Here is a 19,984-nt window from a genome sequence, read left to right as displayed (position 1 = left end):
ATACTACACCTAAACTAAAATTTTAAACGTAAAGGGGCGCGAAGGCAGCGCAAAGGTACGCAGAGTTTTTTCCAAGAAATTGGCTCTAAATTAATTAGAGGCTTAGAAAATAATTAAATATATCGCTCATTTCGTTAAAGTATCATGTTGAGCAAGCAGCCTTTCTACTTTCGCTTCATCTATCCTGGCTGTCAGCTTTTTGGATTCATGTAAATCCCTCATGGTTTTCGCCAAAGAAAAACTAGAACCTATTGAAAAAGCCATACCCATACTCATAAAACCTTTCACCCAGTTATCTACGGGTAAGTTAATAATACCGACGGTAGTCATAGAAATGGCAAGCAAAAAAGCAGCCCATGTTTGAAAAATCCAAGCTGCACTTTCTTTTTGCTGTGGCCCTAGTGTTTGCATGTGCCTAACCTTTGAAAGGACTAACTAATCGTCATTGTAATGAGCGGTATTGTGATGGGAATATTTTAAAAAGACAGTTTGATAACTGGACTCAAATACTGTTATTGCTAAAGGTTAAAGGGCAAAGAAAAAGGACATAATCTTAATCCTTTAATCTTTACCCTTTAACTTTTCACCTTCATTTTTTTGTCACAGTTTGGTAACTGGCACAGAAGCAATATGAGCGATTAACAGTCATCAGCTATCAGTTACAAGTTATAAGGGGTTCATCAGTCGGGTAACGTTTCCCCAATATATTGGTGTTAACTGATAACTGTTTACTGTTCACTGATTTAATCCTTCTCAGCAAAAGTTTTTACTTTGCCATCAGGACTGTAAACGGCTCTAATGATCACAGTTTGCCCATTACGATTGGGAGAAACAAAACGTTCGCCAATTAAAGGCATTCCTGTACGATCTATATATATTCTCGAAGCTTTTCCTAAAGGAAGAATACGTTCAATAGTGCCATCGACACCCACAACCAAACTATATTCTAGCGTTTGGTTTAAGCCAGAAGGTGGCTGCCAGCGCCTTGTTAAAACTTTTCCAGCTTCGGACACTTGAGCAGTTGCGTCAAATAAAGGATTGCTGTTTCTAGTCGCGACTTGGTTAGAATTATTATCCTTTCGTAATCTCTCAATTAATTGGGAAGTATCTTCTGCATCAACTGAGTTATTAGTTGGTAATTGATTTTGTTGGTTGAGAGTGCTATTACGATTATTGGGTGCGGTAGCAATGGTCGGTGGAATACCAGGCAGAGTAGAAGGCAGGCTAGTTTCTGTAGTGGATGAATTTGGTGAATTTAATGAAATGTTCCCATTTTGGGCAACAACTCCACTATTAGAACGAGAGGCGGTGGTATTCTGCTGTGGGGATTTGGGTTGAATAAGAATTTGTTGCCCAGGATTTGTTAATGTCCGTGGTGCGGTTGTAGTGGGAAGTTTCGCTGTTGGTGGGACGCTGAATACTTTGTTCCCGGAAGATGATTGGGAAGGTGGAGGGAATGTGGATGTAGAGGCAGAGGGGGGAACAGCTTGAGAAGGTGCGTTAGGTAATGTGGGTGCTGTGGGAAATCCTTGGGCTTGGGGAGAAGTGGGAGTAGGTGAAGCTAAGGTGGAACCAGGTATTGACAAACTATTAGAACCAAAGGGTAGGGGAGGTAGTTGATCGGTGGGGGTGATTGCAGGTGTGGGCGAATCTAAAGGTGATGGTTCTAAGGCAAGTTTATCTTCAGTGGCAGTAGGTTTTTGCTTACTCTGAATTGCATACTGGTAGGTAAAGGGTACTAAACCAACAGCTAATACTAGCACTGCTACCGCAGGTACCCAACCAGGAATAGCAAAACGCGATCGCCCTTGATAGAGATTAGGTAGGGCAAGTATATCCTCAGAGTACTGATCTAAAGCTGTTGCCAAATCAAATAACTGTAGCAAACTCAGTTGAACAACAGGCTTTGATGCTTGGTATCCTAAAGAGCCGAGAAACAAATTATGCGTTAAATGGCTGTTTGGTTTGATGTGTATTTCTGTTTCTGGTATTTGATTATTAAAAGAATTTAATGTTTCGGTAGAAGCAGAATATTGTAATGGTTCTTGTGATTCTGGTTCATCTGGTGCTTTGGTTGAGTCCTCTAGTTCTGAAAAGTTTGCCCAAAAACTTTCAGGGGACATTTGAAGGAATTCCTGCACGTAGTTTGTGACTGCTGCACACAAAGCTTCTAGTTGATCGCGATCGCCCCGAATAACGATCTTCTGTTCTTCGCTGAGTCGTGGATCGTCAAAGCTTAACTCAAAGCGTAGATCCTTGAGAACAGATCTTCCCTTTCCCACCCAACGAGATAGAGATGAGCTTTGTGCCAAGACTTCTAGCGTGCAAGTGGGTGGTGTGTAACGACGGATGACAGAATTTGTTACAGGCATGGCAGGAACTGCAAGCAGGACATTTTCAAAATTTCGTTGAACGGTCTATAAGTGCTAGCCAGAGGCGGCGATGTCCACCAGGACCACTATAAAAAAGAAGATCTATCAGCAGTTTTAAAGCCAGGTGGGTAAGTTCATCCGTGGAGATCGTCGAGTCTTCCTCCATCCGTTCTTGGTAAGTATTGCAGAAAGCATCGATATAATCTCCTAATAAAGCAGCCTGATGAGGTTCTCGGTTATTTTCCGCCATCTGTTCTAACAAGCCAACAGCACGACGAATCAATTCTTGATGCTGCTTGGCAAGATAACAAATAATGAGAACAAGCGCTCGTGCTTCTTCAACATCGAGCTTTTTTCGCCCTCCTTGACCTTTGCGTAGCGGATTAGACTGGCGTAGCCGCCACAGCGCTACACGGTCTGGCACTCTGGACTCTAAATTTAGATTAATTGCCGCTGAAAGCATTGCCTCGGAGCCAATGCCAGTCAATGTTTCTAATGCCAACAGCACCAAATCTAATTGGGTTTTAATGTTTTCCCATTGAGTTGTGTTTGGGGCTGGAAGCTTTATTAAATCCTCCCACTGAGGAGTAGGAGTGGGTGAATTAGCGGCAGAGTGCATAACTTTTAGCATAGGTGATCGGGCTAGTAGGGGCTGTTGCTGTTACCCATTTTGAAACCAGACTTTTACGAGTGAATATTAGTTTCCTAAAGCTACGAATAGAAAGTAGCCTACAGCAAGCTGTTGGGCATTGTTGAGAATTGAGATGGTTGGGTAAACAGCAGTGGTCTTTGTCTTACTCTATGACGAAAACCGATTTCGGATAAAGTACAAGCGCTTTTAATTAAGTTTTGTCTGCTAATTGCACCAACCTTGTGTTTAACTATTTTCTGCTTAAACTGATGCTTTATACAAAATAAATAAATCTTCCTTAAGATAGATATTTTCTCCTGTTTAATGATTAGTTGTTTGTCCAGTTACTTTACTTACAACCAAAGAATACCTAATCAGGTATATTTCAACAAGCAGGAAATAAAAAAATTCTTGTGATGTTGACATAGGAATAAGACTTTTTGGCAGTTATTGTAAATTCTTGGATGAAAAAATCAATATAATTTTGTTTTTGCTGCTTGCTGATTAATTTTTCATCAATATTTCTTAAGCTGCTAATATTAGGATTTCTAAATCATTGGTGAGATACAAGATCCCCGACTTCTTGAAGAAGTCGGGGATCTAAGCTCTGCGATTCTTACCAATCAGATAGGATTGCTATATTCAGTCCACATACGCAACAGTCACACCAGTACCACCATCAGATTGTTCTGCTGCTTCGTAGCGACTGACTCTGGGGTGTTGTTGTAAAAAGGTATGAACACCTTGCCGCAGTTTACCAGTGCCGTGTCCGTGAATAATCCAGATTGGCCCTGTTGCTTCGGAAATTGCTTTATCTAAAACAAGTTCTGCATCTGCAACTCTACGTCCACGTATATCTATAGTATTTTTAGATGTGCGAATTGCTGGGGCTGGTTGGGTTGGTGTGACTGGTGTTGCTGCTGGGGTTGGTTTTGCTTTCGCTACTGGTTCAGCTTTTTTCCCATCTAAAGATTCTACATCTTCCAGTTTGACTGTCATTTTCATAATCCCAAACCGGACTGTTAACTCACCATCTTCATCGGGTGCAGTCAAAACTTCTGCTGTTTGTCCTAATTTGGGAATTCGGATGCGATCGCCTTCTTTGGGGATATATCCTTGTTTCGGTTTTGGTGGTGGTTGGGGTATAAATTTTTCGGCAATTTGATGCAAAGCATTTGTGGCTTGTTGGGCATCTTGGGCAGTGGGTGTACCTTGCTGCAAACGGCGAATTACTTGAGCAATTTCGCTTCTGGCTTGGGCGATCGCTTGCTGTACCGCTATTTCTTGGGAAGCACGCAAAGTTTGTTCTCTTTCCTGTAAATTTGCGGCTTTTGCGGACACTTCTTTGTATAAACGCTCAGCTTGCTGCAACAAATCTTGTGCTTGTGCAGCTTTGGTTTCTTGGCGGCGGCGTTGCGCTTCTAACCCAGCAATTACCTGGTTAACTTCGTCTGTTGATCCTCCCAGATTAGTTTTCGCCTGTTCGATAACTTCTGCTTTTAACCCCAAGCGTCGGGCAATTGCCAAAGCGTTAGAACGTCCAGGAATCCCCCACAGTAGACGGTAAGTAGGCGAAAGGGTGGCTTCATCAAATTCTACTGAGGCGTTTTCAAATCGTTCATCTTGATATTTCAACGCTTTGAGTTCGCCAAAGTGAGTAGTTGCCATAGTCAACTGGGCATGATCTGCCAGATAGCGTAATAAGGCGATCGCTAAGGCACTACCTTCAGCAGGGTCTGTACCTGCACCCACTTCATCGAGGAGTACTAGGGCAAAACTTTGATGGGGTAGTGGGGTGCAATCTTTCTCCCCATCTCCCAATCTCCCCATTGCCCCTAATCCCCACTCCCTGTCGGTCGTGGGGGCCCCGAGTTCCCCATCAAGTGGCTTATCTATCGCCTCCAAAATCCGACTAATACGGCGAATATGCCCAGAAAATGTAGACAAATTTTGTTGTAGTGATTGTTCGTCGCCTATATCTGCCAATACCTGGTCAAACCAAGGCAATTCTACTGGTTCACGGGCAGGAACAAATAAACCGACTTTTGCCATTAAGGCTGCTAAACCCAAGGTTTTTAAAGTTACTGTTTTACCACCTGTGTTTGGCCCAGTAATAGTTACTACTTTAATTTCTGGTTGAATCAGTAAATCTACAGGAACTACTGCTTGTCCTTGTTCGTGTTGTTGCTGCCATACTAACAACGGATGCCGTAATTGCCGTAGGGTAATGTACTCGTTTGCTTGGCGATTGATAAAACGGGGTGGGTTGGCTTGTAGCCAGAAACTATAACGTGCCTTGGCAGTTGCTAAATCTAGAGTAGTGGTAATGGCAAGTAATTTTTCCAAATCAGGTTTTACTTCTGCCACTTGTTCAGTTAAAGCGCGACGAATAGCCTCTTCTTCTGCCTGTTCTCTTCTAACTAACTGCCGCAGCTGATTACCCCAGCAAACAATGGAATTTGGTTCTACATAGAGTGTGGCGCCACTAGCAGAAGTATCATGAACTATGCCAGGAATCGCATCTTTTTGTGGCGCTTTCACAGGAATTACATAGCGATCGCCTCGTTGGGTAATAATTTGTTCCTGAACTGCATTGGATTTTACTTGGATAATATTATGTAATTTTTGGGTAATTTGGTTACGTAATTTCCGCAATTCTGTACGAATGTCAGCAAGTTTTTGGCTAGCGCGATCGCTTACTTGTCCTCGTTCGTCAATACAACGATGAATTTCCTGTTCTAGTTCTGGATAAGTTCTTAACTCAGCCACTAATTCTGTGAGAATGGGCAAATCTGGCTGATTATCGATGATCCGGCGTAAATTTCTGCTTCCCGCCAGAGTGGTAGCAATAGCCAGCAGTTCCTCACCTGCTAGAACTCCTTGTAGTTCTGCCCTTTCTAGAGAATCACCAATATCTTGAATCCCTTCAAACGAAAGTCCTGTAGTGAGGCGACTTTCGAGTTCATACACTTCTTTAGTTTGCGTCAACAAATACTCACTCTCAGCTTGAGAGTCAGGCGGCGTCAAATCGCGCGCTGCGATCGCCCCAAGTTTAGTAGCCGCAAAGGTTGATAGATGCTGGCAGAGGCGATGCCATTCGAGTAGTTCTAGAGTTTCAGATTGAATCAAGGCTTTGATATGTACTGTTTTAATAATCGATTAATATCTGATTTGAATAATCTGAAATTTATCGTAGCAATACAAAACCCTCCACGGCTCACTCTGACAGGGTGAAATTTCCGTATAGATCAAGAAATAGGGGTATAGGCGGGTAAGGGTATAAGGGTTTAGGAAGATTTTGTGGCTATGGGGTGAAAATTTCGGAGTATTTTTAAAGATATGAATTTAAGAAAAATTCTTGTTTTTTCTTACACCCTCACACCCTTAAACCCTTTTGCTAAATCGACTAACTCAACCGTATTGAATTTAAAGATGCCAAAACAACCAGGCATGGGTGAAAATAACTAAGTAATAATCGACACCTGAATCACCAAAATTTTGAGAACCTAGCTAACACCAACCTCAAGTAAAAAATATGCAAAAACTGATTCATTCAGTCTCGTTATTTATCTTGATTATTGTTGGCATTTTTTGTTACTTAGGTAATTCGTTTTCAAAAAAACCGCTGCAAATATCTCCACAATTTGATACCCTAGCTTAAACAGATTTGGGAACATTAACAGCGTGGAAACTCAAATTGGGCGGGGAAAAACAGCTCGTAGGGCTTACGGTATAGATGAAATAGCTTTAGTACCTGGTAGCAGGACGCTAGATCCGAGTTTGGCAGACACAAAATGGCGTATTGGTAATATTGAGCGAGAAATTCCCATTATTGCCAGCGCGATGGATGGTGTTGTAGACGTTCGCATGGCTGTGCTTCTATCAAACTTAGGAGCATTGGGTGTATTGAATTTAGAAGGAATTCAAACTCGCTATGCTGATCCAGAGCCAATTTTAGACAAAATAGCCTCGGTGGGCAAAGAAGAATTTGTCCCCTTGATGCAAGAACTTTATGCCGAATCCATTAAACCAGAATTAATTGAACAAAGAATTAGAGAAATTAAACAACAAGGCGGTATTGCCGCAGTTAGTGCAACTCCAGCAGGGGCAAGTAAATATGGTGCAGTAGTGGCAAAAGCAGGGGCAGATTTATTTTTTGTGCAAGCAACAGTTGTTTCCACAGCACACCTGTCGCCAGAATCTATAGTACCCCTTGACTTGGCTCAATTTTGCCAAGAAATGCCTATACCTGTGGTTTTGGGTAATTGCGTCACTTATGAAGTTACCCTAGACTTGATGAAAGCAGGAGCTGCTGCGGTTCTTGTCGGTATTGGCCCTGGTGCTGCTTGTACTTCCCGTGGCGTGTTGGGAGTGGGTGTACCACAGGCAACAGCGATCGCAGATTGTGCAGCTGCCCGTGATGAGTATTATCAACAAACAGGTAAATACATTCCAGTAATTGCTGATGGTGGTTTAATTACTGGTGGTGACATCTGTAAGTGTATTGCTTGTGGTGCAGATGGAGTCATGATTGGTTCTCCTTTTGCCAGGGCTAGTGAAGCACCAGGACGTGGTTATCACTGGGGTATGGCAACTCCTAGCCCTGTATTGCCCCGGGGAACACGCATTCGCGTAGGTACAACTGGTACTTTAGAACAAATTCTCATTGGCCCAGCACAGCTAGATGATGGTACTCATAATCTCTTGGGAGCCTTAAAAACTAGTATGGGTACACTAGGAGCGAAAAACCTTAAACAAATGCAGCAAGTCGAAGTTGTAATCGCTCCTTCCCTGTTAACTGAGGGTAAAGTATACCAAAAAGCTCAACAATTGGGTATGGGTAAATAAGACATATTAGTTGATAGTTGTTAGTTGATAGTTGATAGTTGTTAGTTGATAGTTGTTAGTAAGGAGATGTGGAGATGGGGAGTAATGTAGAGACGCGCTGTTTGAAGCGTCTGGGAGTGTGGGGACAAGGAGGACTAGGGAGACAAGGAGGAAGTCAGAAGTCGGAAGTCGGAAGTTGTAACCACTAACCACTAACCCTACCCTTACCTTAAGCCACTACCCTGACCTTAAGCCGCTGTTGTGTCTACGTGACGGGAACCGCCTTTTTGGGGGGCTGGACTCACCACTAACTACTAACCATCAACAACCAACCACTAACTACTAACAATTGACAATTGACAATTGACAACTAACCACTAACAACCACAAAAAAATTTTTCCAGACTCTAAAACATTTACTGGAAAAATCACATATGTCGCCTACAATAGGAATAGCGGAGACGCATGTTTCCGTTCACTCCTCACACCACACTCCGCCCGAACTACTGTTCGGGCGGTTCCTTTTGTAAGAGAATCAGGTTCATGCTGAAGAAAGTAGAGGCAATTGACGCAGCCCTAGAAGTTTAACCCCTAAAAAATCCCGTCAAGCCGTGGAAGTGTTAAATACAAATGTATATGTCTGACTCCAAGCAGTGCTTTTTGCTATGGTAGAATTTCAGCACGATCAAAAATATATAGGCAAAGGTTTGTAGCCATGTCAGCAGCCGCACAAGTTACCGACTCTACTTTTAAGCAGGAAGTATTAGACAGCGAAGTTCCTGTTTTGGTTGACTTTTGGGCACCCTGGTGCGGTCCTTGCCGGATGGTAGCCCCAGTTGTAGATGAAATAGCTGCTCAGTATGAAGGTCAACTCAAGGTAGTTAAAGTCAATACCGATGAGAATCCTAATGTTGCTAGTCAGTATGGTATCCGCAGTATTCCTACATTGATGATTTTTAAGGGTGGACAAAAAGTTGATATGGTAGTAGGAGCTGTGCCCAAATCTACATTAGCTAATACTCTGGAAAAATATCTTTAAAGTTTAAGCTACTGCAAATACTTTTGGAGTGTTTTTCACTCCAAAAATTTCCGGTATTTGCTAGCCAAATAAAGGGACACTACAGCTAGTTTCCTGACTCTAATATTTTTCCAACTATTGTAGTTTGCACTGTGTTTTACTACCTAACACACAATAGCAATAAAATCTACTCTAAAAAAGTCATCTGTGATTCATTTTTCCCTCTTTGTTTGCCGACTCTTAGTCGCGAAAGCTTATGATAAGGCAAAAATACAAGGCTGTAAAGCTTTTGTTATCTGCTTTTAGCAGCTTTTTCCTGTTGTAGCCATTTTTGGCAAACTGCACTAGATTATGTTGTTTCAAAGTAACTTTTAGTTGGCAAAGAAAGTAATAGCGCCTTGGTTTTTATAACTGGAGGTGCTTTTTTGTCTGAAACAATTTAGAAGATGGCGAGGTGGGGAAGAATTTCTCCCTATCACTTAAGTGTTCTCAAGATAAATTGGCAGTGGCAGACAGTTGAAAATCTGTAGCGGTTGAGAAATTCCACATTGAAATCAAATTCAGGTAAAATATAGTGCCGCTTTGGCTACAGTTCTCATGACCTCATCTGCGTCGTCGTTTGACACATTAGAGTCTCTCCAAACCGATATCGCCGAATTATTTGAGCGTTTACCAACGTTGAAGCATCGACAATATATTCAGCAGGCGCTAGCTACCATAGTGCGTCTGGCTGAGAGTGAGGTTGATCGCCTTGATTGGAAAATCATGTCCGCTGCTTTAATAGACATGGAACGTGGTTTTCAGCTCTTTCATAACTACCGACACGTCCGGAAAGTAACCATATTTGGTTCGGCTCGCCTATCACCAGAAAGTCCAGAATATCGCATGGCAGCTGACTTCGCTCGCTATGTCACTCAATTGGGATTTATGGTTATGACCGGTGGTGGCGGTGGGATTATGCAAGCCGGTCACGAAGGTGCTGGACGAGAAAATTCTTTTGGTCTAAATATTCAACTACCCTTTGAACAGCAAGCAAACCCAATTATTGAGGGTGATCCGAAGCTGATTCATTTTAAATATTTCTTTACTCGCAAGTTATTTCTTTTAAAAGAAAGTGATGCTATCGCCTTATTCCCTGGTGGGTTTGGTACTCAAGATGAAGCTTTTGAGTGTATGACTTTAAGCCAAACAGGTAAGTTTGGCCCAGTACCCGTAGTCTTAATTGACCGTCCTGGTGGAGACTACTGGCGTTCTTGGAGTGAATATATTGATAAACAATTAGTGAAAAATGGTTTGGTAAGCCCCGAAGACCCAAATCTTTACACAGTGACAGATGATCTGGTGGTAGCTTGTAATGCTATTACCCGTTTTTACCAGGTTTATCATTCCAGTCGCTACGTAGGCGATCGCTTAGTAATTCGCCTCAGAACAGCTCTATCAGATGCAGAACTAGAGCAATTAAACGCTAATTTTAGTGACATTCTGGTGACAGGACGGATTGAAAAAAGTCAAGCTTTACCTCAAGAAAGGCAAGATGAAACTTTAGAACTACCGCGCTTAGTTCTTTACTTCAATCAACGAGATTTAGGACGTCTTTATCAAATGATTGCAGCCATCAACAGTATGGGTGCGCCTTCACCAGAAGATAGAGCGCATCCAGAATTGAAGTGATACCGTTTCACTATAAGTCTGATACATCTGATGACTGGGAGTGTGAGGAGTAGAGAAATAACTACTAACTACTAACTACTAACTACTAACCAATGTAGAGACGTGCCATGGCACGTCTCTACAACTACATTTATGATCAAGAGTATCGCGTTGTTGGTAAGGTCTTCCTAAAGCGATAGGTTTCAATAGATTAAATTGATTGGCAGTTGTTGAAGAAAAGGTAAAGGGGAAAGAAAAAAACTTTAATCTTTCCGCTTTACCTAAAATAGTGCAAAAACGACTTTTCCAAAAAGTCTATTCTATTTTTACACGGTAACGTGTAATATTGTCAATATATTATTTACAATTTTTAGTTTTACTCTCCAGCTTGGTACTTAAATCCAGCTTTTTCAGCTACCATGCTTAAAAGTTTTGATGTGGCGCGAGTTGGTTCATATACACTTGTTTCCCACTCGCTGACGGTTTGCTGGCGAACGCCTAACTCTTCGGCAAATTCTTTTTGGGAAAGTCCCATTTGCAGGCGTAGTGCTTTGATGGTTTCGCTGTTCCAGTTCATAGTATTGGTTGCAGTTTGAACTTTGTAGCTACTAGTTGGTTTGCGAAAAGTGACAGTTTCTGCTTCTAGGTTAAGTTCTACTAAGTACCCTGCCTTCATCCAAGCTGAGGCTTGGGGCGAACCTTTGCTGCGGTTTCCCCACCAGCGGCGTTCTTTTCTGGCTGAGTTGGGTAGAGTGCTATTAATCAATTTTTCAATTTCTGTGAAAGAAAGGGTGATTTCAGGGCAATCACTTCTTTGGAGATATTCTAAAAGTGGTTGATACTTACTTCCTCCTTTCACGCTGACTCCATCTCCCAATTGATATTACTTACAATTTCTCAAAACTATCAAAAATATTAGGGTAGGTGTTATGCCTACCCCTGGCAAATAAAAGATGAATTTGCTTGTCTGTAACAAGGATGGTGGAATTTACGAATAACTCAACACCCAATTTACAAGGGTGCGAACACCAAAGCCAGTCGCGCCAGGCCCGTTATAGCCGTTTTCTTTATCTGTCCAAACTGGCCCAGCTACATCCAAGTGTGCCCAAGCCGCAGTGTCTTTGACGAATTGTTTTAAGAACAAGGCAGCAGTGATGGAACCACCAGGACGAGGGCCTGTGTTTTTCATGTCCGCAATCCCAGACTTCATTCCCTCAAAATACTTTTCTTCCATTGGAAGTCGCCAAATTTTTTCGCCTGCACTGTGCGCTGCTGTTTCTAACTCTTTGGCTAAACCATCATCAGGAGTAAACAAACCAGCAATATCGTCGCCCAAGGCAATCACACAAGCACCAGTGAGAGTTGCTAAATCAACGATCGCATCAACGCCAAGTTTATCAGCAAATACCAAAGCATCGGCTAGAGTCAAGCGTCCTTCCGCATCGGTGTTATTCACTTCTATTGTTTTACCGTTAGATGCTTTGAGAATATCACCAGGGTGCATGGCATGGCCGCTAATCATATTCTCGGTAACGGCGGAGATGAAGTGAACTTCTACATCTGGTTTGAGTTGACCAATCACCTTGGCTGCACCAAAAGTCGCTGCTGCACCACCCATATCTATTTTCATGTTTTCGATGCCGCTACCTGGACCTTTGATGTTGAGTCCACCAGAATCAAAGGTTAAGCCTTTACCAATAATTGCTAGCTTGCGTTTGGGTGTACCTTCTGGTTTGTAGGTGAGGTGAATAAATTTTGGTGGCAAATCAGATGCTTTTGCTACTCCCAAAAACGCACCCATGCCCAATTTCTCACAGTCTTCCCGTTCCAGGATTTCTATGTGCATTCCTGCTTCGGAAGCGATCGCCATTGCGGTTTCTGCCATTGTAATTGGTGTTACTTCGTTAGCAGGAGCCGCTACCAGTTGCCTTGCCAAAATAACCCCAGAACAAATTTGATTAGCACGAGCGATCGCCGCCTCTTGTCCATTCAGTCCCAGTAATTCTACGATTTCTACTTGTGGCCCTTTATCCTCAGGTTCTGACTTAAAGCGATTATCTTGGTATAGTGCTAATTGCACACCTTCAGCCAAGGCTTGGGCAGTTTGGGCAGGATCGTTGTTCCAAACTGGTAAACTAATAGCCAGAGTTTTACATTTTTGCTTTTTGGCTTGGCGAGCGATCGCAGCTGCTGCACGGCGCAAAGTATCCAATTTCAATGCATCTGCTTTTCCTAAGCCCACCAGGATAATTTTACGAACTGGGCTACCACTACCTAATCTTGTGAAAGCAGTGCTACCGACTTTTCCCTTAAATTCCTCTTCAGCAATTAGTTCTTTTATATACCCTGCAAATTTCTCATTTAAAGTCGCTAGTTCGCCAGTTAGCTCTGTGTTATCTTCAAATAATCCTACAGCCAGACCATCTCCAGTCCACTCTAAAATCGGGGTACTACTAGGTATAATTTCCATTTTTTTTATTGTGTGTAACAGTTCTTGTACCAGTATTGCGTAAAATTCGTGTTTTATGGGTTGTTGGTTGTTGTACCAGACGTGCCATGGCACGTCTGGTACATTTGGTTAGTGGTTAGTAGGGGCGGCGCACAGCTAGCTGTGCGCCCGTACAGTAGTTGTTGGTGAAGAGTAAGTTAAGAAATAACAACTATTAACCATTGACCATTGACCATTGACCATTTGTTGAACTCACGTTAGCCGATAACGTTCTATGATAGTTTTGCTCATTGTGAAAAAAATATTAGCCCTAAACTTTAGTTCAGGGCGGTTTATGTCTAGAATGAAATAGCCTTGTACCTAAAAATAGAACAACAAATAAAATTTTTGCCGTGTGTGTTCATTATGACTCAAGCACTGCCAAAGCAAAAATTATTAACCATCCAAGAATTTGTGGAGCAAAAGCCGGATGGGAATCGCTATGAGCTACATAATGGAATAATCATTGAGATGGCGCAACCTTCTGGTAAGCATGAAAATGTTACCGGTTTTTTAGGTGTGCAAATTGGAATTGAATTTACCCGGTTAAATCTTCCATACAATATTCCCAAAACAGCATTAATCGCTTTTTCAGATGGAGAATCTGACTTTGCTTATTGTCCCGATGTCCTTGTTATTAACCGCATCAACTTAAAAAATGAGGAATTGTGGGAAAAATATTCTACCGTGCAGCAACCAGAATCAATTCCTTTAGTAATTGAGGTAGTTAGCCAAAATTGGCGTGACGATTACTATAAAAAGTTTGCTGATTATGAAAAAATGGGCATTCCTGAATATTGGATTGTCGATTACGCTGGGTTAGGAGGACGGGATTTTATTGGCAACCCCAAGCAACCTGCTATTTTTGTTTGTAAGTTAGTGGATGGGGAATATGTCAAAACCCTATTTAGAGGAAATAACCCAATAGTTTCTCCCGGTTTCCCAGAATTAAACCTTACCGCACAGCAGATTTTCGACTCAGCACTGTAGCGAAAATAAGTAGTTGCACAAAATTATAGCGGTTCTCAGGAGCGTGAACTACAAAACTTCACCCCGCCCTATCGGACACCCCTCTTTGCGAGTTCACCAAAGGGGCTGGGGGGTGAGGTAAAAGATTAGTTTCCAGGTGATAGTTAAAGTCTAAAACATGATCTCGAAATCGCTTACCTTTTTGCGCCTGGCGGGAGCTTCTGGAGAAAGAGTAAGACCAAGTAAAGGCACTGCTTTTACAAGGCGTTTTTCTGTGAAGGAAGAATCCCCACGCTTTAAGTAGGGGGAGTTGTCAACTACTGAGTATTGACCATTAACTGAATTTTATTCAAATCAATATTAAATTTAGTGGCGATCGCATCAATAACTTTTTGTTCTCCTGGTTTAATCTCACCATCGAGTTTGGCAATTCTGTAACCTTGAACTAACAGTGGTATGGCAAAATCACGGTTAAGTTGATTGAGAAGTTGCTCTAAAGGCTGGGGTGATTTGATATTTTTGCCTATTGCTTCTAAAGAAGCAGGACTGAGATTTACAGCTTCTAACTCTGGTAAATTTTCTTCCCAAGTCTTGTCTGGATGTCTGGCTAGGATCATGTGAACTAAAATTTGATCCATGATTGCTTGTTGAGCGATCGCAGTTTCCAAATAGCGATCGCTTTGTTGCTTCAGTTCTGCTAAGGTTTCTTCAGAAGTGAGAGACTTGGATTCATCTAGCTTCGCTTCATAAAATCGACAAGCGGCATACCCTAAAGAATAAATCATTGTCGCATTCGAGCTAGCACCAATCACCGCACCCGCAAAAGGTACATTTCGCAACAAGCCTAAACCTGCTGTTCTCAACAGACGACCACCACCTAAAGCTAAACCAAAAATTGCCAACACCTCACCTCTACGGCTGGGATCTTTTAAATCTAACCCATAGGCGGCGGCAATCTCATAAATCATTTCTGATTGCAATTGGTTGTAGCTGCTAAATCAATTGCCAACAGTCCTGCGGCAAAACCCGGTAAAACACTTGTTGCCAAACCAATTCCACCGGCTTTCGTTGCCTTATCCACCATGATCCGATGGGCAATTTGGCTAGGCGATTCATTAGGATGCTCCTGCTGAAGCTTTTTTACTAATGCTGCGGATTTGTCTAAATCAACATTGTCACTAGCACCAACTAGCCAATTGAGATTTAACGCACCAGCTACTCTGCGGATCAGCCAATTTTCACCCAGGCGTTCTGTTACTTGTCCTGCTGTATGAGTTGCTTGCTCAAATAGTTGGTGTGCTTGCTTGGCTGCTGCTTCCCCTACACCAGCTGCTGTTTCTGCTACTGCTTTACCAGCTTCAATCGCTGTACTACCAGCTGCTGTTCCTACCCCAACTGCGGTTCCAGCGACGCAGCCTAATGTTTCAGCAAAGGATTCTAACAAAGATGGTTTATCTTCTCTATCTTTTTTAGATTTATCTGCCATTGCTTGACCCTTCAGTAACATCCTTCTATTTCGGTTTTAGCGGAGGTGCGATCGCCTTGACCTCTTTCTGGGAGGATAAATCAAATTCCCCATAAGGTGAAAAGTTAAATTAACGAGCAACGACTAGCAACTGTTTTATTTTCAAGCTAGAACCCAAGGGGCGATCGCCCACAACGAGGGAGAAATTAAACGAACACCGATTAACACCGATTAACACCGATAGATTATGGGTTTGCTGTTCAGTTCATCGCTGATCGCTATTTTCAAGACAGTCAATCACGCTGCTGTTTTGGCACAACCAAATATGAAAATTTTTACCCCTTCTGCCATCTGCCATCTGCCATCTGCCATCTGCCATCTGCCATCTGCCATCTGCCATCTGCCATCTGCCTTATTTTCAAGCTAGGTCTAATCATTACCCCTTCGACAATTGTAGGAGGCGCTGCCAGTGGGACTGTGACACTGGGACTACAGATAGTCTGGGAAGACGCAGCAAGTCAAAGTCTGCAAAGCTACTATCTTGTTTTATTTGCGCTAAGGAAACTGGTTGAGGCACTCTTTGAAGAGGACGTAAATCTACAACTACTCGTTTAACGTCATCTAATTTTGGATCGGGGTAAGGTTGACTGGTTACTTCTGCCACACCTATAATTCGCCGCTCTTTGCCAGTGTGATAAATTAACGCTAAATCACCAATGGTCATTGTACGTAGATGCTTTAGGGCTAAGGCATTGCTCACTCCATTCCAAACCGTACTGCCATTGAGTTCTAAATCTGAGTAGGAATATTCCTCCGGTTCAGTTTTTAGCAACCAATACGCCATGCAAGCATCTCCAAAAGTTGTCGTGAATTTTTCAAGTTTCTAAAAATGTAACCATCCTAGATATAGTAATAATCACGTGTCAAAGTAGAGACACATAATTAGTTAGTTGTTTGTTGTTTGTTGTTTGTTGTTGGTAGGGACGCAAAGCTTCGCGGCTGTACTCAATGGTTTGTTAATGATTACTAATCGTGATTAGCAACCCACAACAAGCAACCACTATCAAACAACCAGCAAAAAGTAATTTCGAGGAGTGAAATTTTATGAATAAACCCACTTTGTTGGGTTCTCAGTTATTGACTGGGAACTTATGGAAGAGTTTATCATTTGCCATGCTGGTATGTATTACCTTTACCCAGCCTGTCCTAGCACAAGAGAAACAGAGGATGTTACGAACTCTTACAGTTACTGGTCGCGGGGTAGAATCAATTCCTGCTACTCTAGCTCAAGTTGTATTAGGTGTAGAAGTGCAGGCTAAAACTGCCCAAGAGGCACAACAAGAGGCTGCTCGTAGGTCATCAGCTGTGGTAGCACTGCTCAAGACCCGTAATGTAGAGAAACTACAAACTACTGGCATTACTCTTAATCCGGTATATAGTTATAAAGATAACATTCAACGTCTAACTGGTTATAGTGCTAGTAATACTGTGAGTTTCCGTATTGCTACTGAGAAAGCTGGCCCGTTGTTGGATGAAGCTGTCAAAGCAGGAGCAACGCAGATTAGCGGTATTAGTTTTGTGGCTACTGATGAAGCGATCGCTCAAGCCCAAAAGCAAGCACTAAAAGAAGCTACCCAAGAAGCTCAACAGCAAGCTGAAGCCGTTTTTGGTGCTTTGGGTTTCCAGCGTAAAGAAGTAGTAAGCATTCAAATCAACGGCGCAAGCGCACCACCTCCACCACCACGTCCCATGCTTCGTGCGGATGCGGTTCAAACTGCAAATGCTTCCACTCCTGTAGAAGGTGGTGAACAGCAAGTAGAAGCATCGGTGACGTTGGAAATTAGTTATTAGTCAAGTGTTGGTTGTTTGTTGTTGATTTTTGGTTGTTGATTTTTTCAAACAACAAACAACTAACAACAAACAACAAAATGATTAAAAATTATCAGGATTATTATCCATCATCTCTGCTTCGTCGCGCTTGGAACCAAGTAGGTCTAGTTGATCTACTCTGATGACTGGGGAAGAACGCAGCGCGCCGGTAGTGCGATCATTCCAGGTATCAAATTTTAAGGAACCTTTAACTCCGATTAGGCTTCCTTTACGTACAAACCGACCGGCGATCTCCGCAGTATTTCCCCATAGTTCTAAATTGAACCAATCAGGTTCATCACTACTACGCGATCGTCGTCTTACTGCTAGTGTTAGTTTACATTTTACACTACCACTATCCTCAAAATACTTCATATCAGGGTCGCCGCCTACACGACCGACTAGGGTGACGATATTAATGCTCATGGGTGTGACCTTTCAGTACAGACGTACTCATTACATAGTGACTTTCATAATAGCGAATTCTCAAACTGGAAAAAGTGTGTTAAATAATTAACAATTATATTTACTGACTATAATGATAAAAATTACTCTTTTCTAACCACAAAAGTGTACGGATATGTCCTTACAGTCAGAGAATATAAAACAGTAGCAGCAACAAAAAGGCAAAGATTCCTAAAACTTATACAAAATATAGCCTGCTTTACTAGACTCAGGTCAAAAAAAGTAATAAAATCCTGCACGATTCTCTCTTACGGTAGTAGTCAAAAGTATCGAAATAGGGGGCGACAAAACCCGTGGGCCTTTTCAGTAAGTTTTCCTTATCGCGAGATATGGGTATCGACCTCGGTACCGCCAATACCCTAGTGTATGTATCTGGTAAAGGTATTGTTCTTCAAGAACCATCAGTAGTTGCCATTGACCAAAACGAAAAGGTAGCACTGGCAGTAGGAGAAGACGCCAAAAAAATGCTCGGTCGAACACCGGGAAATGTGATTGCCCTGCGCCCCTTGCGCGATGGTGTAATTGCTGATTTCGATACAGCCGAAATCATGTTAAAAAGCTTTATACAGCGCGTCAATGAAGGTAAATCACTAGTATTACCCCGGATTGTTATTGGTATACCCAGTGGTGTAACAGGGGTAGAACGACGAGCTGTAATGGATGCAGCAACACAAGCCGGAGCCAGAGAAGTTTACCTCATTGATGAGCCTGTGGCAGCAGCAATTGGGGCGGGATTACCCGTAGCTGAACCGACTGGCAACATGATCATTGATATTGGTGGTGGTACTACAGAAGTAGCAGTACTGAGTCTTCAGGGTACAGTACTAAGCGAATCAGTACGTATAGCTGGGGATGAACTGACAGAATCAATCATGCAGTACATGAAGAAAGTTCATAACCTGGTAATCGGGGAACGTACTGCTGAGGATATTAAGATTCGCATTGGTTCTGCCTATCCGACTCATGATGACGATGATGCCATGATGGAAGTCCGGGGTTTGCATCTGCTGTCTGGTTTACCGCGCACTGTAACCATCAAAGGGCCAGAAATTCGTGAAAGTATGTCGGAACCGCTATCAGTGATTATTGAAGCTGTGAAGCGGACTCTGGAACGCACACCTCCAGAACTCGCAGCAGACATTATCGACCGGGGCATCATGCTAGCAGGTGGTGGCGCTTTGCTGAAAGGACTAGATACCCTAATTAGCCATGAAACAGGGATTGTCACCCACGTTGCTGCCGATCCTCTCTGTTGTGTTGTATTGGGTACAGGCCGCGTGTTGGAAAATTTCAAACAGCTAGAACGAGTGTTCAGCGGGCGTTCCCGAAATATTTAGTAATAACAAGCAATCCCTGATATTGGGTTTGTAAATAATCCAAATTTGTTAGTATTTACACTGCTAGATAAAGGTATATATGTTTACAGCACGTCGCTGGTGGGAGCATAAAGGATTACACATTGGACTACTGTCCCTAATAGTTGGTGGAGCCTGGATACTGAGACAAACTCAAGGAGCGCTGTTACTGGAGATTTATCAGGGTGTTACCAGTCAGTTCCAGATTTTACAGCCAGGGCCAACTCCAGAGGAACGGTTGAAAGATGCTCGTGTATTAGAATTAGAAGCTCAAATCACAGAATTAGAAAACCAGAATAAAAAGCTACAACAGTTGTTAGGTTACGTCGAAAAAGAGCCTATTTCATTACGTCCAATCCCAGCACGGGTTGTAGGACGCAGTGCAGACAACTGGTGGCAACAAGTGATTCTCAACCGGGGTAGTCTGGCGGGAATTCAACAAGGGTTTGTAGTCAAGGCTGAAGGCGGATTAGTTGGTTTAGTAGAGAGTGTAACTCCTAATACTAGCCGCGTGTTATTAATTAGTGACCTGAAAAGTAAGGTGGGTGTAAACATCAGCCGTACCGGCGCCAAAGGAGTTTTACGGGGTGATGCTTCCGCAGAAGCAGTACTGGAGTTTTATGAGAAAGTTCCCAATGTCAAACCTGGGGATGTAGTTGTGACATCGACCTATAGCCAAAAGTTTCCCTCTGGTTTGCCAATAGGAAAAATTAAGTCCCTAGATTTAAAGAAACTGCCAGCCTCTGTAGCGAAAGTAGAACTGTTTCCCTCAATTCGCTCTTTGGATTGGGTGACAGTATATCCCAAGCCAGAAAACCAACAACAGGAGAATCCCTAATCACAAAGATAAGGATGAAGGGTGAAGATTAATATCT

Annotated in this window: 16 protein-coding genes and 1 pseudogene; 7 read left to right on the top strand and 10 right to left on the bottom strand. The window is 42.5% G+C overall.

Going from position 1 to position 19,984, the window contains the following annotated elements:
• Positions 1–126: 126 nt before the first annotated feature.
• The 4 genes from UYI_RS0102480 to UYI_RS0102465 all read right to left on the bottom strand — a co-directional run bounded on the left by UYI_RS0102480 (position 127) and on the right by UYI_RS0102465 (position 6,132).
• A complete protein-coding gene (locus tag UYI_RS0102480) occupies positions 127–411 on the bottom strand; it encodes a YiaA/YiaB family inner membrane protein (RefSeq protein WP_016865105.1) in 285 nt (94 codons plus the stop codon).
• A gap of 332 nt (positions 412–743) precedes the next feature.
• Positions 744–2,372, bottom strand: a complete 1,629-nt coding sequence (locus UYI_RS0102475; RefSeq protein ID WP_016865104.1) for a DUF4335 domain-containing protein — start codon at positions 2,370–2,372, stop codon at positions 744–746.
• Positions 2,373–2,397: 25 nt separating this feature from the next.
• Positions 2,398–3,003 carry a DUF3038 domain-containing protein gene (locus UYI_RS0102470; protein WP_009456761.1) on the bottom strand — a complete coding sequence of 202 codons (606 nt, stop codon included), beginning with the start codon at positions 3,001–3,003 and terminating at the stop codon, positions 2,398–2,400.
• Positions 3,004–3,645: 642 nt separating this feature from the next.
• Complete coding sequence (locus UYI_RS0102465) at positions 3,646–6,132, bottom strand: endonuclease MutS2 (protein ID WP_016865102.1); 2,487 nt, start codon at positions 6,130–6,132, stop codon at positions 3,646–3,648.
• 555 nt (positions 6,133–6,687) lie between these two features.
• Here UYI_RS0102465 and UYI_RS0102460 point away from each other — a divergent pair.
• From UYI_RS0102460 to UYI_RS0102450, 3 genes are all read left to right on the top strand, one after another.
• Complete coding sequence (locus UYI_RS0102460) at positions 6,688–7,851, top strand: GuaB3 family IMP dehydrogenase-related protein (protein WP_016865101.1); 1,164 nt, start codon at positions 6,688–6,690, stop codon at positions 7,849–7,851.
• Between the two features lie 670 nt (positions 7,852–8,521).
• On the top strand, positions 8,522–8,869 hold the full coding sequence (gene trxA, locus UYI_RS0102455; protein WP_256678112.1) for a thioredoxin: 348 nt from the start codon (positions 8,522–8,524) through the stop codon (positions 8,867–8,869).
• Between the two features lie 576 nt (positions 8,870–9,445).
• Positions 9,446–10,519 (top strand): LOG family protein, encoded by a 1,074-nt coding sequence (locus tag UYI_RS0102450; RefSeq protein WP_016865100.1) that lies wholly within the window; start codon positions 9,446–9,448, stop codon positions 10,517–10,519.
• Between the two features lie 355 nt (positions 10,520–10,874).
• On the opposite strand, the gene UYI_RS0102445 is transcribed toward UYI_RS0102450, so the two are convergent.
• Both UYI_RS0102445 and UYI_RS0102440 read right to left on the bottom strand, forming a co-directional pair.
• Positions 10,875–11,357 carry a helix-turn-helix domain-containing protein gene (locus tag UYI_RS0102445; protein ID WP_016865099.1) on the bottom strand — a complete coding sequence of 161 codons (483 nt, stop codon included), beginning with the start codon at positions 11,355–11,357 and terminating at the stop codon, positions 10,875–10,877.
• Positions 11,358–11,486: 129 nt separating this feature from the next.
• A complete protein-coding gene (locus tag UYI_RS0102440) occupies positions 11,487–12,968 on the bottom strand; it encodes a leucyl aminopeptidase (RefSeq protein WP_026085699.1) in 1,482 nt (493 codons plus the stop codon).
• A gap of 384 nt (positions 12,969–13,352) precedes the next feature.
• Here UYI_RS0102440 and UYI_RS0102435 point away from each other — a divergent pair, with 384 nt between their 5' ends.
• Positions 13,353–13,976: a Uma2 family endonuclease gene (locus tag UYI_RS0102435; protein WP_016865097.1), complete on the top strand. Its 624-nt coding sequence runs from the start codon at positions 13,353–13,355 to the stop codon at positions 13,974–13,976.
• Positions 13,977–14,272: 296 nt separating this feature from the next.
• Here UYI_RS0102435 and UYI_RS31785 read toward each other — a convergent pair.
• The 3 genes and pseudogenes from UYI_RS31785 to UYI_RS0102420 all read right to left on the bottom strand — a co-directional run bounded on the left by UYI_RS31785 (position 14,273) and on the right by UYI_RS0102420 (position 16,264).
• Positions 14,273–15,441, bottom strand: a pseudogene (locus UYI_RS31785) (hypothetical protein).
• Positions 15,442–15,685: 244 nt separating this feature from the next.
• Positions 15,686–15,820 (bottom strand): hypothetical protein, encoded by a 135-nt coding sequence (locus UYI_RS39520; RefSeq protein WP_268742081.1) that lies wholly within the window; start codon positions 15,818–15,820, stop codon positions 15,686–15,688.
• Between the two features lie 36 nt (positions 15,821–15,856).
• Positions 15,857–16,264, bottom strand: a complete 408-nt coding sequence (locus UYI_RS0102420; RefSeq protein WP_016865095.1) for an EVE domain-containing protein — start codon at positions 16,262–16,264, stop codon at positions 15,857–15,859.
• Between the two features lie 260 nt (positions 16,265–16,524).
• Here UYI_RS0102420 and UYI_RS0102415 point away from each other — a divergent pair, with 260 nt between their 5' ends.
• Positions 16,525–17,271: an SIMPL domain-containing protein gene (locus UYI_RS0102415; protein WP_016865094.1), complete on the top strand. Its 747-nt coding sequence runs from the start codon at positions 16,525–16,527 to the stop codon at positions 17,269–17,271.
• 81 nt (positions 17,272–17,352) lie between these two features.
• On the opposite strand, the gene UYI_RS0102410 is transcribed toward UYI_RS0102415, so the two are convergent.
• Positions 17,353–17,715 carry a single-stranded DNA-binding protein gene (locus tag UYI_RS0102410; RefSeq protein ID WP_009458019.1) on the bottom strand — a complete coding sequence of 121 codons (363 nt, stop codon included), beginning with the start codon at positions 17,713–17,715 and terminating at the stop codon, positions 17,353–17,355.
• 368 nt (positions 17,716–18,083) lie between these two features.
• Here UYI_RS0102410 and UYI_RS0102405 point away from each other — a divergent pair, with 368 nt between their 5' ends.
• Positions 18,084–19,091, top strand: a complete 1,008-nt coding sequence (locus tag UYI_RS0102405; RefSeq protein ID WP_016865093.1) for a rod shape-determining protein — start codon at positions 18,084–18,086, stop codon at positions 19,089–19,091.
• A 79-nt stretch (positions 19,092–19,170) separates the two neighbouring features.
• Positions 19,171–19,947: a rod shape-determining protein MreC gene (mreC, locus tag UYI_RS0102400; protein WP_016865092.1), complete on the top strand. Its 777-nt coding sequence runs from the start codon at positions 19,171–19,173 to the stop codon at positions 19,945–19,947.
• Positions 19,948–19,984 lie beyond the last annotated feature (37 nt).

It is taken from the genome of Fischerella muscicola PCC 7414 (genome assembly GCF_000317205.1).
GTDB lineage: Bacteria > Cyanobacteriota > Cyanobacteriia > Cyanobacteriales > Nostocaceae > Fischerella > Fischerella muscicola.
Note: the sequence above shows the minus strand (reverse complement) of the source record. Positions and strands in the feature narration are given on the sequence as shown.

Excerpts from the sequence above, each read along its gene's own strand:
- UYI_RS0102450 (WP_016865100.1), top strand. The coding sequence starts at position 9,446 with ATGACCTCATCTGCGTCGTCGTTTGACACATTAGAGTCTCTCCAAACC.
- UYI_RS0102405 (WP_016865093.1), top strand. The coding sequence starts at position 18,084 with ATGGGTATCGACCTCGGTACCGCCAATACCCTAGTGTATGTATCTGGT.
- UYI_RS0102415 (WP_016865094.1), top strand. The coding sequence starts at position 16,525 with ATGAATAAACCCACTTTGTTGGGTTCTCAGTTATTGACTGGGAACTTA.
- UYI_RS0102480 (WP_016865105.1), bottom strand. The coding sequence starts at position 411 with ATGCAAACACTAGGGCCACAGCAAAAAGAAAGTGCAGCTTGGATTTTT.
- UYI_RS39520 (WP_268742081.1), bottom strand. The coding sequence starts at position 15,820 with ATGGCAGATGGCAGATGGCAGATGGCAGATGGCAGATGGCAGATGGCA.
- UYI_RS0102435 (WP_016865097.1), top strand. The coding sequence starts at position 13,353 with ATGACTCAAGCACTGCCAAAGCAAAAATTATTAACCATCCAAGAATTT.
- UYI_RS0102420 (WP_016865095.1), bottom strand. The coding sequence starts at position 16,264 with ATGGCGTATTGGTTGCTAAAAACTGAACCGGAGGAATATTCCTACTCA.
- UYI_RS0102410 (WP_009458019.1), bottom strand. The coding sequence starts at position 17,715 with ATGAGCATTAATATCGTCACCCTAGTCGGTCGTGTAGGCGGCGACCCT.
- UYI_RS0102470 (WP_009456761.1), bottom strand. The coding sequence starts at position 3,003 with ATGCTAAAAGTTATGCACTCTGCCGCTAATTCACCCACTCCTACTCCT.
- UYI_RS0102475 (WP_016865104.1), bottom strand. The coding sequence starts at position 2,372 with ATGCCTGTAACAAATTCTGTCATCCGTCGTTACACACCACCCACTTGC.
- mreC (WP_016865092.1), top strand. The coding sequence starts at position 19,171 with ATGTTTACAGCACGTCGCTGGTGGGAGCATAAAGGATTACACATTGGA.
- UYI_RS0102440 (WP_026085699.1), bottom strand. The coding sequence starts at position 12,968 with ATGGAAATTATACCTAGTAGTACCCCGATTTTAGAGTGGACTGGAGAT.